Genomic DNA, 13,536 nt, shown 5'->3' with positions numbered 1-13,536 from the left:
CCTCCGTCAGCGGTAGCGCAGCCGCAGTGCGTTGAGGATCACCAGCGCGGAGCTGGCGGCCATGCCGACGCCGGACAGCCACGGCCCGAGCAGCCCGAGCGCGGCGGCGGGGATCGCGGCCGCGTTGTACACGGTGGCCCAGGCGAGGTTTTGCCGGATCACGCGCATCGTCGCGCTGGCGGTGGCGGCGGTGTCGGCGACCAGCCCAAGCTGGCCGTGCAGCAGGACGGTGTCCGCGCTGACCTGCGCGAGCGCGGCGCCGCTGCCCATCGCGAACGACACGTCGGCGGCGGACAGCACGGCCGCGTCGTTGATGCCGTCGCCGACCATCGCGACGATGGCGCCGCGCCGCTGCAGCCGCTGCACGTAATCGAGCTTGCGCGCCGGCAGGCAGTCGCCGATGGCCTTGGCGATGCCCAGCTGCGCGGCCACCGCGTCGGCCAGTACCTGCCGGTCGCCGGACAGCAGGATCACCTGCTTGCCCGAGGCGAGGAAGCGATTGACCGTGGCTTTCGCATCGGGCCGCAACGGGTCGGCGATCGCGAAGCAGGCCAGCCATGCGCCATCGGTGCCGAGGTAGACGGCGCTGCTGTCCGGCAGCGCGGCAGGTGCCGTGCCGCCGGCAAGCGCGCCGACGAAGCCGCCGTTGCCGAGCCGGTACCGCCGGCCCTGTACCGTGCCTTCCAGACCCTGCCCGGGCGTTTCCGACAGGGCGTCCGCATGCCAGTCGTGCATGCGCGGCAGTTCGCTGTCCAGCGCCGCGATGGCCCGCCCGATCGGGTGCAGGCTGCCTTGCTCCAATGCGGCAGCGATGGCGATGCAGGCGTTGCGGTCCACGTCGCCGTGCAGCCGTACCGACTGCACCGTGGGCCGGCCGGCGGTCAGCGTGCCGGTCTTGTCGAACACCACGTGCGTGGCACGGTGCAGCGTCTCCAGCACGTGCGGCCGCATCACCAGCACGCCCTTGCCCAGCAGCGCATCGGTGGCGGCGGCCAGCGCGGACGGCGTGGCCAGCGACAGCGCGCAAGGGCAGGACACCACCAGCACCGCGATCGCCACCGGCCAGGCCTGCGCCGGGTCGACGAACTGCCATGCCGTGAACGCCAGCAATGCCAGAAGCAGCAGCGCGGCCGTGAAGCGCGATGCGACGCGGTCGGCCCACTGCGCGATGCGCGGCTTGGCGTTGCCGGCCTGTTCCACCAGTTTCAGCAAACCTGACAGGGTGCTTTGCCCGGCCGCCTGCGTGACGCGCAGCACGACGGCCGGCCCGGCATTGACGGCACCGCCCGGCACGTCCTCGCCCGGGCCGCGCGGCTGCGGCGCCGATTCGCCGGTCAGCAGCGACAGGTCGACGCAGGTGCGTCCTTCGGCGATCAGGCCATCCGCGGCGAATGCCTCGCCGGTTCGGACGAACACGTGATCGCCCGGCACCAGTGCGGCGGCAGCGACGATGCCGGTGCTGCCGGACGACGGCCAGGTGTCGAAGCGCGTGGCGGCGGCCGGCAGGGCATGCCGCATGCGTTGCAGCGTGCTGGCCGCCTTTTGCCGCGCGTGCAGCTCCAGCCAGCGGCTGGCCAGCAGCAGGAACACGAACATCGTGACGGAGTCGAAATATACGTCGCCGCCGCCACGCACCGTGGCCACCACACTGCCGCCGAACGCCGCGGCGATGCCCAGCGCCACCGGCACATCCATGCCGGGTGCCCGGGCGCGCAGGCTGGCCCATGCGCCCTTGAAGAACGGCTGCGCCGAATAGACGACGGCGGGAATCGTCAACAGCAGGCTGGCCCAGCGCATCAGCGCGGCCATGTCGGCATCGAGCGTGCCGTCGCCGGCCAGGTAGGCGGGCGCGACGTACATCATCACCTGCATCATCGACAGGCCGGCCACGAACAGTTGCCGGCCCAGCGTGCGGCCGGCCCTGGACAGCTGTTCCTCGTGGCGCGCGGCATCGTAGGGCCAGGCGCTGTAGCCGATCGTGCGCAGCGCCTGCAGGATGGCGGACAATGCCACACGCTCGCCATGCCAGCTGACCGTCAGCCGCTCGGTGGCCACGTTCAGGCTGGCGGCGATGACGCCGGGCAGCGCCAGCAGCCGTCCCTCGACCAGCCACACGCAGGCGGCGCAGCGGATGCCGTCGACCAGCAGTACGGCTTCGTGTTCCGTATCGCTGGCACTGCTGCGCGAAACGAAGCGCGGATCGGCATCGTACAGGCGCAGTTCTGGCGGTACCAGGCCGGAATCTTCCGCCGTGGCGGCAAAACCGGTGCGCTCGCGGTAATAGCTTTCGTGGCCGATGTCGACGATCGTCTGGCAGACCGCCGCGCAACCGGGGCAGCACATCTCGCGCGGTGCGCCATCGACCGTCACGCGCCATGCGGAACCCGCCGGCACCGGCAGGCCGCAATGGAAACATTGCGGTTTCAGCACCGCGTTCATGCCGGTACTCCCAGGCACAGTGCGTCGAGCCAGCCATGCGGCAGGCCGGCGCCGTAACGGACCAGGCCCAGCACGCCGAAGCCCAGCACCAGCAAGCCGCAGCCGGCGCGCACGGCAGGGTGCTGCAGCGCCTGGCGCAGCCCCGCGCCGGCCATGCCGAGTGCCAGCAGCATCGGCAGCGTGCCGGCGCCGAACGCCAGCATCGCCGCGGCACCGCCCGTGGCGGAACCGGCCAGCAGCGCCGTCAGCAGCACGCTGTACACCATGCCGCACGGTACCCAGCCCCACAGCGCACCGAGTGCGAAGGATTTCGGCAGCGTGTCGGCCGGCAGCAGGTAGCGCAGCGCCGGCAGCAGCCGGCGCCACAACACGTTGCCGGCCGTTTCCAGGCGCGCCAGGCCATGCCAGGCGTTCATCAGGTACAGCCCGAGGGCGACCAGCATCGCGTTGGCCAGCAGGTAGGCCACGCCCTGCCAGCGCGCCGCCAGCGCCAGCGTGCCGGCACCGTTCGCGAGCCCGCCGGCGATCGCACCGGCAACCATGTAGCTGGCGATACGGCCGGCGTTATAGGCCAGCACGCGCACGGCGCCATCGAGGTCCGTCGTGGCTGCCATGGCGGAAGCGGCCGGCACGATCGGGATCGTGCGGCGCACGCCGGTGCCGCCCAGCGCCCCACTCAGCGCACCCACGATGCCGCCGCACATGCCGATGCAGTGCACGCTGCCGGCCAGGCCGACGGCGAACAGCGGCAACAGGTTCAGCCCATCCATGCCGGTCTCCTTGGCCGCGCTCAGATGGTGCGCGAATAGCGCAGCGGCTGCGCGGACGCCGGCGCCGCCGCGGTTGCCGGCATTGCGGCGGCCTGCAGGCGTGCCTGCCGCAGGTGGCGGTCGAACACCATGCAGATGTTGCGGATCAGCAGGCGGCCCTTCGGCGTGACCGTCAGCCAGTCATCTTCGAGCGTTACCAGGCCATCGGCCACGAATGCACCCAGTTCCGTCAGTTCCGGCGCGAAGTACTCGCGGAAGGGCACCGCCATGCCTTGCGCGACCGATGCCAGGGACAGTTCGAAATTGCACATCAGCCGCTGGATCACGACGCGGCGCAGCAGGTCGTCGTTGCCGAGGCGGTAGCCGCGCGCGATCGGCAGCTTGCCGGCATCGAGCCTGGCGTAATACGCGTCGGGCGTTTTCTCGTTCTGGCTGTAGGTGCCGTTGACGGCGCTGATGGCCGAGACACCGCACGCCACCAGGTCCATCTCCGCATGGGTCGAGTAGCCCTGGAAGTTGCGGTGCAGGCGGCCCTGGCGCTGGGCCACGGCGAGATCGTCTTCCGGCCTGGCGAAATGGTCCATGCCGATGTATACGTAGCCGGCAACGGTCAGGCGGCTGATGCACAGCGCCAGCATGTCCAGCTTGACGGCGGGCGCCGGCAGGTCGGCCTCGCTGATGCGGCGCTGCGGCTTGAACAGGTGCGGCATGTGCGCGTAGTTGTACAGCGCGATGCGGTCCGGATTGGCCGCGATGATCTTCGACAGCGTCTCTTCCATCGTCCGCATCGTCTGTTTCGGCAAGCCGTAGATCAGGTCCACGCTGATCGAGCGGAAACCGGCGGCGCGCGCCGCGTTCATCACCACCATCGTTTCCTCGTGGGGCTGGATGCGGTTGACGGCCTTTTGCACGTCCGGATCGAAATCCTGGATGCCCAGGCTGACGCGGTTGAAACCCTGCGCGCGCAGCGAATGGATGCGTTGCGGATCGACGGTGCGGGGATCGATCTCGATCGAGTATTCGCCTTCCCGGTCCGGTGCGAGCTCGAAGTGGCGGCGCAGGTGCGCCATCAGTTCCGCCATCTGCGCGTCCGAGAAATACGTGGGCGTGCCGCCGCCGAAGTGCAGCTGCTCCACGCGGTGCATGCCGGCGAACAGCTTGCCCTGCATGGCCGTTTCCTGCTTCAGGTAGCCGAGGTACGTGGCCGCCTTCGAACGGTCCTTCGTGATGATCTTGTTGCAGGCGCAGTAGTAGCACAGCCGGTCGCAGAACGGCACGTGCAGGTACAGCGACAGCGGCCGGCGCCGGCCCCGGTAGGTGAGCCCGGCCAGCGCTTCGAGGTAGTCGCCGTAGCCGAAATCGGCCGTGAAACGGTCGGCGGTCGGGTAGGAGGTGTAGCGCGGTCCGGACATCGACAGCTTGCTAATGATGTTCGCATCGAACTGCACGGACGGCATGGTGGTCATGATGGTTCCAGTCGGGTCAGGTGGCGGTAGTTCAGGCGGCCAGGCGCTGCACGTCGCGCGCCGGAGCGCGGCCGGGGCGCTGCGGCGCTTGCCGGATGCCCTTGCCGAAGTTGAACAGGCTGACGGCCTGCGTAAGGCCGTGTGCCTCGTCGGCCAGGCTGCTGGCGGCGGCCGCCGCTTCCTCCACCAGCGCTGCGTTCTGCTGCGTCACTTCATCCATGTGGCCGATGGCCTGGTTGACCTGGCCGACGCCCAGGCTTTGCTCGTGCGACGCCGTGGATATTTCCTGCATGATCGCCGTGACTTGCCGGACCGAGGCAACCACGTGTTCCATCGTGGCGCCGGCCCGGTGCGCGCGTTCCATGCCCGCGCCGACCTTGCCGACCGAGGCGTGGATCAGCCCCTTGATATCCTTCGCCGCCACGGACGAGCGCTGCGCCAGGTTGCGCACTTCGCCCGCCACCACCGCGAAGCCGCGCCCCTGTTCTCCGGCGCGGGCCGCTTCGACGGCGGCGTTCAGCGCCAGGATGTTGGTCTGGAAGGCGATGCCTTCGATCAGTCCGATGATGTCGACGATGCGCTTCGACGAGGCATTGATGTCGTCCATCGTGGCGATCACCTCGGCGACGATGGTGCCGCCTTCCTCGGCCACCTGCGAGGCGGCCACGGCCAGTTCGCTGGCCTGCCGCGAGTTGTCCGCATTGGCTTTCACCGTGGACGAGAATTCGTCGACCGATGCCGCCGTTTCTTCCAGGCTGGCCGCCTGCGCCTCGGTGCGGCCGGACAGGTCGGCATTGCCGGCGGCGATCTGGCGCGTGGCCACCGCCATCGTTTCCACGTTGACGCGCACGTCGCGGATGGTGGCGATCAGGTTGCTGTTCATTTGCTGCAGCGCGCGCAACAGCTGGCCCACTTCATCGGTGCTCTGGGTGTCGAAGGAGCCGGAAAGGTCGCCGGCGGCGATGGCGCGCGCGCCGTCGAGTGCGCGGGCCAGCGGCTGCAGCATGCCGGTGCGCAGCGTGTACCACAGGAAGACATTGATCAGCAGTCCGGCGAAGGTGGCGGCGAAGATGCCATAGCGAACGCCGGCACTTGCTTCATCGGCGAACAGGCTGGCCAGGCACACCATCAGCAGCAGCACGTTGACCACGCTGGTGGAAAGCCAGATGCGCTGGGCGAGCGACACGTGCGACAGGCGCGCGAGCAGGTGCGGCAGGCCATGGCGCACGATCTGGCCGTGGCGCATCGAGAGTGCGCTGGTACCGGCACGCAGCGCGGCGTACGCGGCGGCCGCGTCGGCGACCTGCTCGCGCGTCGCGCGGGTGCGCACGGACATGTAGCCGATCGTCCGGCCGCCATCGCGGATCGGCGTGATGTTGGCTTTCACCCAGTAGTGATCGCCGTTCTTGCAGCGGTTCTTGACGATGCCGGTCCACGGCATGCCGGCGCGGATCGACGCCCACAGGTCGGCGAAGGCCTCGGCCGGCATGTCCGGGTGGCGCACGATGTTTTGCGGTGCGCCGATCAGTTCTTCTTCGGCGAAGCCGCTGATGTGGATGAAATACGGGTTGACGTAGACGATGTTGCCGTCGAGGTCGGTCTTCGACACGATCGCCTGGTGTTCGTCGAGCTCCACCTCGCGGGTGGTGACGGGCAAATTCTTGCGCATCTGTTGTTACTCCTGAGCCTGGATATATTTTTATGTTTCTTAATGGCAATTTCGCCACGTGTCCAGTTTAGGTAGAGCAACACTTTAAAACCTTGATGTAGATCAAAAATGGAACAGGCACCCGTTGCCGAGCATTGCTCGACAACAGTTGCCTGTTCTGGAAGCGTGATGTTTTAGCGCGACAAGAGCGGTTGCAAGCATATCGACCGCTTCACTTCCCTTCTGCTTTCTCGTGCAATATTGCGTTCAGTGCATCGAAACGCTGTTCCCACATCCGGCGATTGAGCTCCACCCAGTGTGCAAGGACGTCGAGTCCGTGGCCGTCGAGCTCGCACATGCGAACCCGGCCGACCTTGTGCGTCCGCAGCAGCCCGCAGGTTTGCAGTACCCGCAGATGCTGGGAGATGGCGGTCAGCGTCACATCCAGCGCCGCGGCCAGGGAGCTGACCGATTGCGGCCCCTGGGCGACCAGCCTGACGATCGCGCGGCGGGTGGCGTCGCCCAGCGCGGCGAAAACCTGGTCCGCCGCGTCCGCCTGCGTTGCCTGTAACTGGTGCATGCCGGCCCTTTACCGGACCGCCAGGGCGGCATGCAACTGGTCCAGCAGTTGCTGCCAGCCGTTGCGCCGCAGTTCCGGGCCATCCGCACCGTCGCCGTACATCGCCTGGTGGGTGAAGGCCAGGCGCGTGGCGGGCCCATCACTGAAGAATTCAAAGGTGTGCAAGGACGCGGAAAAACGCCGTTCTCCCATCGCCATCGTGGCGGCGGCGACGATGCGCTGTTGCGGCACGATATCAAGGATGTATCCGTCCGATTCCAGCGCCACGCCCGCGAAGGGCGTACCGGGCTTGAAGCGGTAGCGCGCCAGTTCGCGCCCGCCAACTTCGAACTGCATGTCGTAGTGTTCGATCTCATGCTGGGCGCCCTCGGCAAACCAGCGCTTCTTCTCGCGCGGATCGCTGAACGCCTGGAAGACGCGCGCCAGCGGGGCGGCGAAGGTACGTTCCAGGGTGAAGGTATCGAACTGCGCTGCCTGAGCCATGATCTGCCTCCAATAGTGAAGTTGAGACTTCAGTGTAGGACACTTGAAGCTGAAGTCAAGGCTTCACTAATGAGGCGTCGGTAATGGTGTATGCCCGCGCAGCCGCTGGCGTATGCCGGGTTCTGCCGGGCGTTTTCAGGCTTGATCGTGGAGGGCGTCGACGGGTTCCGCGCTGTCGCGCACGTTCTTCTGCACGGCCACGGCCGCGAACAGGCTCAGCGCGAACGACATTGCATAGAACCCTTTTTCGCTGGGCGCCAGCGCGGCATTCCACAGGCCCACGCCCAGCAGCAGCAGCGCGGCCAGCACGGAAACCCAGCACAGGCCGAAGTACAGCGTCGTGACGCGGATGCCTTCCATCCGGTCGCGCACGGACTTCTGCAGCGAGACGGCGGCGAACAGGCCGTACAGCAGCAGCGTGAAGTAGTAGCCCTTCTCGTTCAGCTGCATCGTGGCGTTCCACAGGCCGACCAGGTAGGTGATGACGCCGACCAGCAGCGCCAGCCAGGATGCGCCGACGAAGGCAGAAGTAGGGCGTTGAGTGATTGCCATGAAAACTCCTCGGGAATGGTGTCGATGCGGGCGCGGCGCCGGATGCGCCGCCCACGGATCAGACCAGAACCATCAGGCCTTGCGTTTGATGCCGCGCAGCATCTTGCCGACGACCGTCACGACCGCCAGCACGATCGCGCCGGTGATCACGCCAACGACGATGTCGGCCACGTGCGGGGTGATCGCGCCCAGCACCGGACCGCCCGCCGCCGAGGCGCTTTCGATCGCATGGTGCAGGAACGGCGCACCGTGCGTGATGATGCTGCCGCCCACCATGAACATGGCCACGGTGCCCAGCACCGACAGCAGTTTCATCAGTTTCGGCGCGGCGGCCAGCAGGCCATGGCCGATGGCGCGCGGCACCGCCATGCCGGCGCCGGTGCGCTGCGTGAGATACAGGCCGGCGTCGTCCATCTTGACGATGCCGGCCACCAGGCCATACACGCCGACCGTCATCGCCAGCGCAATGGCGACCAGTACCGATACCTGCTGCGAAAACGGCACGCCGGCCACGGTGCCCAGCGCGATCACGATGATCTCGGCCGACAGGATGAAGTCGGTGCGAACCGCGCCCTTGATCTTTTCCTTTTCCAGCGCCACCAGGTCGATGTGCGGATTGGCCAAGGCCGAGACGAGTTCGGCGCGGTGGGCATCGTCCTGTTCCTTGCTGTGCAGGAACTTGTGGGCCAGTTTCTCGAAACCTTCGAAGCACAGGTAGGCGCCGCCGATCATCAGCAGCGGCGTGATGGCCCACGGTGCAAAGGCGCTGATCGCCAGCGCGGCGGGCACCAGGATGGCCTTGTTTTTCATCGAGCCGACTGCCACCGCCCATACCACAGGCAATTCGCGGTCCGCCTTCACGCCGGAGACCTGTTGCGCGTTCAGGGCCAGGTCGTCGCCCAGCACGCCGGCGGTTTTCTTCGCGGCGACCTTGCTCATGGCGGCAACGTCGTCGAGGATGGAGGCAATATCGTCGATCAGGGCAAGCAGGCTGGTTCCGGCCATCGGACAATCTCTCAATAATGATAATGCGGCAATCTTACCTTACTCGTTCGCCGGCGCGGCCACGCTACAATCGCTTATTTACCTGGATTTCTCTATGAGCTTCGCTACCTGGCTCGGTTTTGCCGTTTCCGCCATCATCATCGCGCTGTCGCCCGGTTCCGGCGCGGTGCTGTCGATGTCGCATGGCCTGTCGTATGGCGTGAAGAAGGCCAGCGCCACGGTGATCGGCCTGCAACTGGGCCTGCTGCTGGTGCTGTTCATCGCCGGTGCCGGCGTCGGTTCGCTGCTGCTGGCTTCCGAAGTGGCATTCAATATCGTCAAGACGGTGGGTGCGCTGTACCTGATCTGGCTGGGCCTGTCGCAGTGGCGCGCCAGGGTGAAGGAGGGCGCGGAAGTCGAAGTGGCGCGCGCCGCGGCGCCGTCCGTGAAACGCCGCCTGCTGACCGGCTTTCTCACCAATGCCACGAACCCGAAGGGCATCATCTTCATGGTCGCGGTGCTGCCCCAGTTCATCACGCAGGGCGAACCGGTGCTGCCGCAACTGCTGATCCTGGCTGCGACGATGGTGGCGATCGACATGACGGTCATGCATGGCTATGCATTCCTGGCTTCCACGATGCAAGGCTATTTCCGCGACGCGCGCGCCATGCGCCTGCAAAACCGGGTGTTCGGCGGGCTGCTGATGGCGGTGGGCACGGCGCTGTTTTTCGTCAAACGTAACGCCTGATCGCCGATTCGAAAATATTTGTAACGGGCGTCTTCTTCGGCGTGGTTTCGGCGTTATATGAGACAGCTGAACCACATAACGATCCACATAACATCGCCGGAGATCCCGATGTCCCGCAAAATCCTGCATTTCCTGTTGCTGGCCGCCCTGGTGGCCGCTTCGTCGTTTGCGCTGGCCGTCGAGCCGCCGACGCTGGTCGGCCGCATCTCCGCCACCGAGGGCCAGGTCACGGTGCAAACCGATGACGGCGACGAAACCGGCAACCTGCTGAACTGGCCCGTCAAGGGCGGCGACCGCATCGCCACCGCACGCGGCGCGCGCACCGAATTCCGCGTGGGCCCGGTGGCCGTGCGCCTCGACGGCGACAGCGCGCTGGACATCGAGGAACTGGACGAGGACGTGATGCGGCTGCGCCTGAACTATGGCACGGCCAGCGTGCGCATCCGCGATCCGCAGGCGCTGTCCGGTTTCGAGCTGGCCACGCCGCATGGCCGCGTGCTGCTGACGGAACCCGGTACCGTGCGCGTCGATACCGAGCGCGAACCGGATACCACAAGCGTTTCCGTGCTGATGGGGATCGCCCGCCTGGAAGCGGCCGGCACGGCGCTCACGCTGCGTACCGGCAAGCGCGCCGAGATCCGCGGCGACGACGTGCGTACCGGCCAGGCGCTGCAGGATGCATTCGATTCCTGGGCCTTCGCGCGCGACCGCCGCGACGATGCCGCGATCGCCACCCGCTACATTCCCAATTATGTGACCGGTTACGAAGAGCTGGACCAGTACGGCAGCTGGACCGTCAACGACGACTACGGCCCGCTGTGGGCGCCCCGCTCGATTGCCTCGGGCTGGTCGCCCTACAGCGATGGCCGCTGGGCCTGGGTGGCCCCGTGGGGCTGGACCTGGGTCGACAACGCGCCGTGGGGCTACGCGCCGTTCCACTACGGCCGCTGGGTGACCGTGCGCAACCGCTGGTACTGGGCGCCCGGTCGCATCGTCGGCCGGCCCGTGTGGGCGCCGGCACTGGTGGGCTGGGTGGGCGGCGACGGCTGGTCCGTGTCGTTCAGCGACCGCCGCCACCGTCCTGGCCTGGGCTGGTATCCGCTGACCCCGCGCGACCGCTACGTGCCGCACTACCAGGTATCGCCGGACCATGAGCGCCGCCTCGGCTGGCAATACCGCGGCAACGAACGTTGGAAAAACACGCCGGTGCGCCGCGAAGGCATCACGATCGTGCCGCGCGAGCAGTTCGAGGACCGCCGCAGCGTGCGCGTCAACAATCTGCCGCGCGCATCCGTGGTGAATCGGGCCAATCTGCCAACCGCCGCGCCGGTGGTGCCCGGCTTTGCCCGCTCGCCGGACCGCAACCGCGACGGCATCGCCGGACGGCCGCAGGGTAATGGCGTGCAGGTCGACCGGCCGAACATCAACCGGCTGCAGACCGACCGCGGCGACGATGGGGCGCCGGGCCGCGTGCAGGTGGGCCGCGACCGCGAAAGCATCGCCGATCGCGCGCAGGCCGACCGCAACCGCGACGGTACGCCGGACCGGCTGCAGCTCGAGCGCGGCCGCGATATGCCGACGGTCAACCGCATCCAGACCGATGGCGCGCCGGATCGCGCCCAGGTGGACCGTAACCGCGATGGCATCACCACCCGGTTCCAGTCGGATCGCAACATCGACAGCGTGGCCGAACGGATGCAGCGGGAACGGAATATGGCTCCGCTGCGCAGCAATAACGTGATCGTCACCGATCGGCCGCAGGTGGACCGGCCGCGCGTGGAGCGGCCGCAGGTCGAGCGCCCGGTGAGCCAGCCGGCGTTCAATGCACCGGCGCCGCTGGCGACACCGCAGCCGGCACCCCAGCCGCGTCCGCAGGTGGACCCGGACGCGGGCCGTCCGTTCCACAACGAGCGCCTGGAGCGGCAGCGCGAAGCGGCGCAGATGCGCACGCAGGAGCGCATGCAGGAACGGGCCGATGCGCAGCGCGAGATGGAAAGCCGCCGGCAGGCGGTGCAACGCATGTCCATCCAGCAGGCGGCACCGGCTCCGGCACCGATTGCCCAGCCGCGGCCGGCTCCCGCGCCCATGCCTGCGCCGCCGCCCGTCATGCAGCCCCGCCCGGCACCGCCACCGCCACCGGTGATGCAGCCCCGTCCGGCACCGGTTGCCCAGCCGGCGGCACCGGCGCCGGCGCCCAGCGTGCAACCGCGCGGTGGGCGGCCCGACCGTTCGGAAGGCTCGCGCGAACGCTGACCACCGGAATATTCCACGGCTGGGCGCCGTTTTTGCCGCCCAGCCCGGAATTTTGTTCGTTCATCCGCGCTTTCGTGCAGCCTGTCACAAAGCCGTAGCGAGCTCTTTGTACACTGTCTACAGTGTCGAAATGCCGGGAAAGCACGCACGACAGGTCCCCAGATGGTCCGCAGCAAGGCATTCCCGTGACTGTACCGATGTCCCAACTATTCCGTGCGCAGTGTGTTTTTCTCAGCCCAGAATAGTTTTTCGGCCAGCCTCCAGGGCTGGCCATTTTTTTGGTTCATCGCACTTTGCCGGGGAACGCATTCTTGATTTTCAAGAAGAAGTAGGATGCGTCCCGGAATCCGTAAGCCATGCGTTTGATCACTTTGATGCGATTGTTGACGCCTTCCAGGATGGATGAGTTCATCGGATAGATGGCCGAAGCCAAGATACCGCGCCGGTATTTGGCCAAGCGTTTAGCGAACTGGATCAGCGGTGCGATCTGGCTTTCCAGGGCGAGCTTGAGCCAGGTTTTCCATCGACGAGCACCTTCCCAGGCCGATGGCGCATACCAGATCTCTTTCAGTTCGGTCTTGAGCAGGTAGACCGTTGCCAAGGGCTGGTTGGCGGCGAGCAGTTCGTCAAGTTTGATCGCCTGGTCGGTTTTGAGATTGTCGCGATTACGCAGCAAAAGCCATCGGCTGCGCTTGATGACCTGACGGGCTTTTGGCTCTGCACGTAGTGCATTGGCTTGATCGACCCGTACCCGGTCAACGACTTCGCGGCCAAAACGGGCCACGACATGAAATAGGTCGTAGACCACCTCGGCATTGGGGCATTGCTGGCGCACTTCGAGATCCATAGCCGTGTTCATGTCCATCGCCACGGCTTCAATCCGCTGGCAGCCTTCCGGTCCCAGCATCTCGAAAAATGGCCGGATCGCTTCCCGGCTATTGCCTTCTCCAACCCACAATACGCGCATCCGTTCAGCATCGAGCGCGACAGTGGCATAGCGGTGTCCCTTGTGCAGGGCGAATTCGTCCATCACCAGGCGCCGTACACCCTCTGCTGAGAAGTCAGCATGCAAGTGCTTCAAGCGCCGATGATCGATCTCTTTGACGGTATGCCAGTGTAGGCCGGTCAGCCGGGCCACATGTGCTATCGGAAGCAGTTGCGCCAGCGCCTCGACCCACAGGCGCACACGATGCGTAATGCGTGAACGCCGGTCAAGCCAGACAATGTGCTCGGCAACCCGTGCATTACAGTGATGGCAGTCCAGTCGCCGCACTGGCACATCAAGCCAGACGCGTTTGTCCAGAATATCGCGGTCGCGCACCTTGCGTCTTCGGCGCTCATGCACCAAGGCGCAAGGCTGGCGGCACGACCCACACAAAGCATCACTTGTCGGACAGGGTTCGAGAACGATCAGCAGGGAACCGTCTTTCTGTTCTTGGACGGAGTCGAGAATATGGCCTTCCCAAAACGGGAGAGACGACATAGCATTGAGCATGGCGGTGGTTTGAAAGATTGACTTGTTTGGCGACTATCAATCTACCAACTTCAGACCCCCGCCACCACTTCCTGCTCAGATCGTCAATCCCGTCTTCCCCCATTCCCCGCGAAGAACC

11 protein-coding genes are annotated in these 13,536 nt (G+C 66.5%); 2 read left to right on the top strand and 9 right to left on the bottom strand.

Features of this window, described 5'->3' with window-relative positions; translation table 11 throughout:
* Window positions 1-6: 6 nt before the first annotated feature.
* The 8 genes from ACY34H_RS00055 to ACY34H_RS00020 form a co-directional block, all read right to left on the bottom strand.
* Window positions 7-2,439, bottom strand: a complete 2,433-nt coding sequence (locus tag ACY34H_RS00055) for a heavy metal translocating P-type ATPase (RefSeq protein WP_464975443.1) — start codon at window positions 2,437-2,439, stop codon at window positions 7-9.
* Window positions 2,436-3,209 (bottom strand): sulfite exporter TauE/SafE family protein, encoded by a 774-nt coding sequence (locus ACY34H_RS00050; RefSeq protein WP_464975442.1) that lies wholly within the window; start codon window positions 3,207-3,209, stop codon window positions 2,436-2,438. Before ACY34H_RS00050 ends, ACY34H_RS00055 begins: the two co-directional genes overlap by 4 nt.
* Window positions 3,210-3,229: 20 nt before the next feature.
* Window positions 3,230-4,675 (bottom strand): oxygen-independent coproporphyrinogen III oxidase, encoded by a 1,446-nt coding sequence (hemN, locus tag ACY34H_RS00045; RefSeq protein WP_464975441.1) that lies wholly within the window; start codon window positions 4,673-4,675, stop codon window positions 3,230-3,232.
* Window positions 4,676-4,706: 31 nt separating this feature from the next.
* Complete coding sequence (locus ACY34H_RS00040) at window positions 4,707-6,344, bottom strand: methyl-accepting chemotaxis protein (protein ID WP_464975440.1); 1,638 nt, start codon at window positions 6,342-6,344, stop codon at window positions 4,707-4,709.
* Window positions 6,345-6,555: 211 nt separating this feature from the next.
* Window positions 6,556-6,903 carry an ArsR/SmtB family transcription factor gene (locus ACY34H_RS00035; protein WP_464975439.1) on the bottom strand — a complete coding sequence of 116 codons (348 nt, stop codon included), beginning with the start codon at window positions 6,901-6,903 and terminating at the stop codon, window positions 6,556-6,558.
* A gap of 9 nt (window positions 6,904-6,912) precedes the next feature.
* A complete protein-coding gene (locus ACY34H_RS00030; protein WP_464975438.1) occupies window positions 6,913-7,386 on the bottom strand; it encodes an SRPBCC domain-containing protein in 474 nt (157 codons plus the stop codon).
* A gap of 135 nt (window positions 7,387-7,521) precedes the next feature.
* The gene (gene yiaA / locus ACY34H_RS00025) at window positions 7,522-7,938 is read right to left on the bottom strand and encodes an inner membrane protein YiaA (RefSeq protein WP_464975437.1); all 417 of its coding nucleotides are present in this window, start codon (window positions 7,936-7,938) and stop codon (window positions 7,522-7,524) included.
* A gap of 72 nt (window positions 7,939-8,010) precedes the next feature.
* Window positions 8,011-8,943 carry a DUF808 domain-containing protein gene (locus ACY34H_RS00020; RefSeq protein ID WP_464975436.1) on the bottom strand — a complete coding sequence of 311 codons (933 nt, stop codon included), beginning with the start codon at window positions 8,941-8,943 and terminating at the stop codon, window positions 8,011-8,013.
* Between the two features lie 94 nt (window positions 8,944-9,037).
* On the opposite strand from ACY34H_RS00020, the gene ACY34H_RS00015 reads away from it, so the two are divergent.
* Together ACY34H_RS00015 and ACY34H_RS00010 are read left to right on the top strand one after the other, a co-directional pair.
* Complete coding sequence (locus ACY34H_RS00015; RefSeq protein WP_464975435.1) at window positions 9,038-9,670, top strand: LysE family transporter; 633 nt, start codon at window positions 9,038-9,040, stop codon at window positions 9,668-9,670.
* Between the two features lie 108 nt (window positions 9,671-9,778).
* Window positions 9,779-11,923 (top strand): DUF6600 domain-containing protein, encoded by a 2,145-nt coding sequence (locus tag ACY34H_RS00010; RefSeq protein ID WP_464975434.1) that lies wholly within the window; start codon window positions 9,779-9,781, stop codon window positions 11,921-11,923.
* A gap of 283 nt (window positions 11,924-12,206) precedes the next feature.
* On the opposite strand, the gene ACY34H_RS00005 is transcribed toward ACY34H_RS00010, so the two are convergent.
* Complete coding sequence (locus ACY34H_RS00005) at window positions 12,207-13,418, bottom strand: ISL3 family transposase (RefSeq protein ID WP_464975433.1); 1,212 nt, start codon at window positions 13,416-13,418, stop codon at window positions 12,207-12,209.
* Window positions 13,419-13,536 lie beyond the last annotated feature (118 nt).

It is taken from the genome of Pseudoduganella sp. jia 9 (genome assembly GCF_055502615.1).
This window is presented reverse-complemented; position numbering and strand designations above follow the sequence as displayed.

Bases quoted from the DNA above. Each gene is read 5' to 3' on its own strand.
- ACY34H_RS00055 (WP_464975443.1), bottom strand. From the start codon at position 2,439: ATGAACGCGGTGCTGAAACCGCAATGTTTCCATTGCGGCCTGCCGGTG.
- ACY34H_RS00050 (WP_464975442.1), bottom strand. From the start codon at position 3,209: ATGGATGGGCTGAACCTGTTGCCGCTGTTCGCCGTCGGCCTGGCCGGC.
- hemN (WP_464975441.1), bottom strand. From the start codon at position 4,675: ATGACCACCATGCCGTCCGTGCAGTTCGATGCGAACATCATTAGCAAG.
- ACY34H_RS00040 (WP_464975440.1), bottom strand. From the start codon at position 6,344: ATGCGCAAGAATTTGCCCGTCACCACCCGCGAGGTGGAGCTCGACGAA.
- ACY34H_RS00035 (WP_464975439.1), bottom strand. From the start codon at position 6,903: ATGCACCAGTTACAGGCAACGCAGGCGGACGCGGCGGACCAGGTTTTC.
- ACY34H_RS00030 (WP_464975438.1), bottom strand. From the start codon at position 7,386: ATGGCTCAGGCAGCGCAGTTCGATACCTTCACCCTGGAACGTACCTTC.
- yiaA (WP_464975437.1), bottom strand. From the start codon at position 7,938: ATGGCAATCACTCAACGCCCTACTTCTGCCTTCGTCGGCGCATCCTGG.
- ACY34H_RS00020 (WP_464975436.1), bottom strand. From the start codon at position 8,943: ATGGCCGGAACCAGCCTGCTTGCCCTGATCGACGATATTGCCTCCATC.
- ACY34H_RS00015 (WP_464975435.1), top strand. From the start codon at position 9,038: ATGAGCTTCGCTACCTGGCTCGGTTTTGCCGTTTCCGCCATCATCATC.
- ACY34H_RS00010 (WP_464975434.1), top strand. From the start codon at position 9,779: ATGTCCCGCAAAATCCTGCATTTCCTGTTGCTGGCCGCCCTGGTGGCC.
- ACY34H_RS00005 (WP_464975433.1), bottom strand. From the start codon at position 13,418: ATGCTCAATGCTATGTCGTCTCTCCCGTTTTGGGAAGGCCATATTCTC.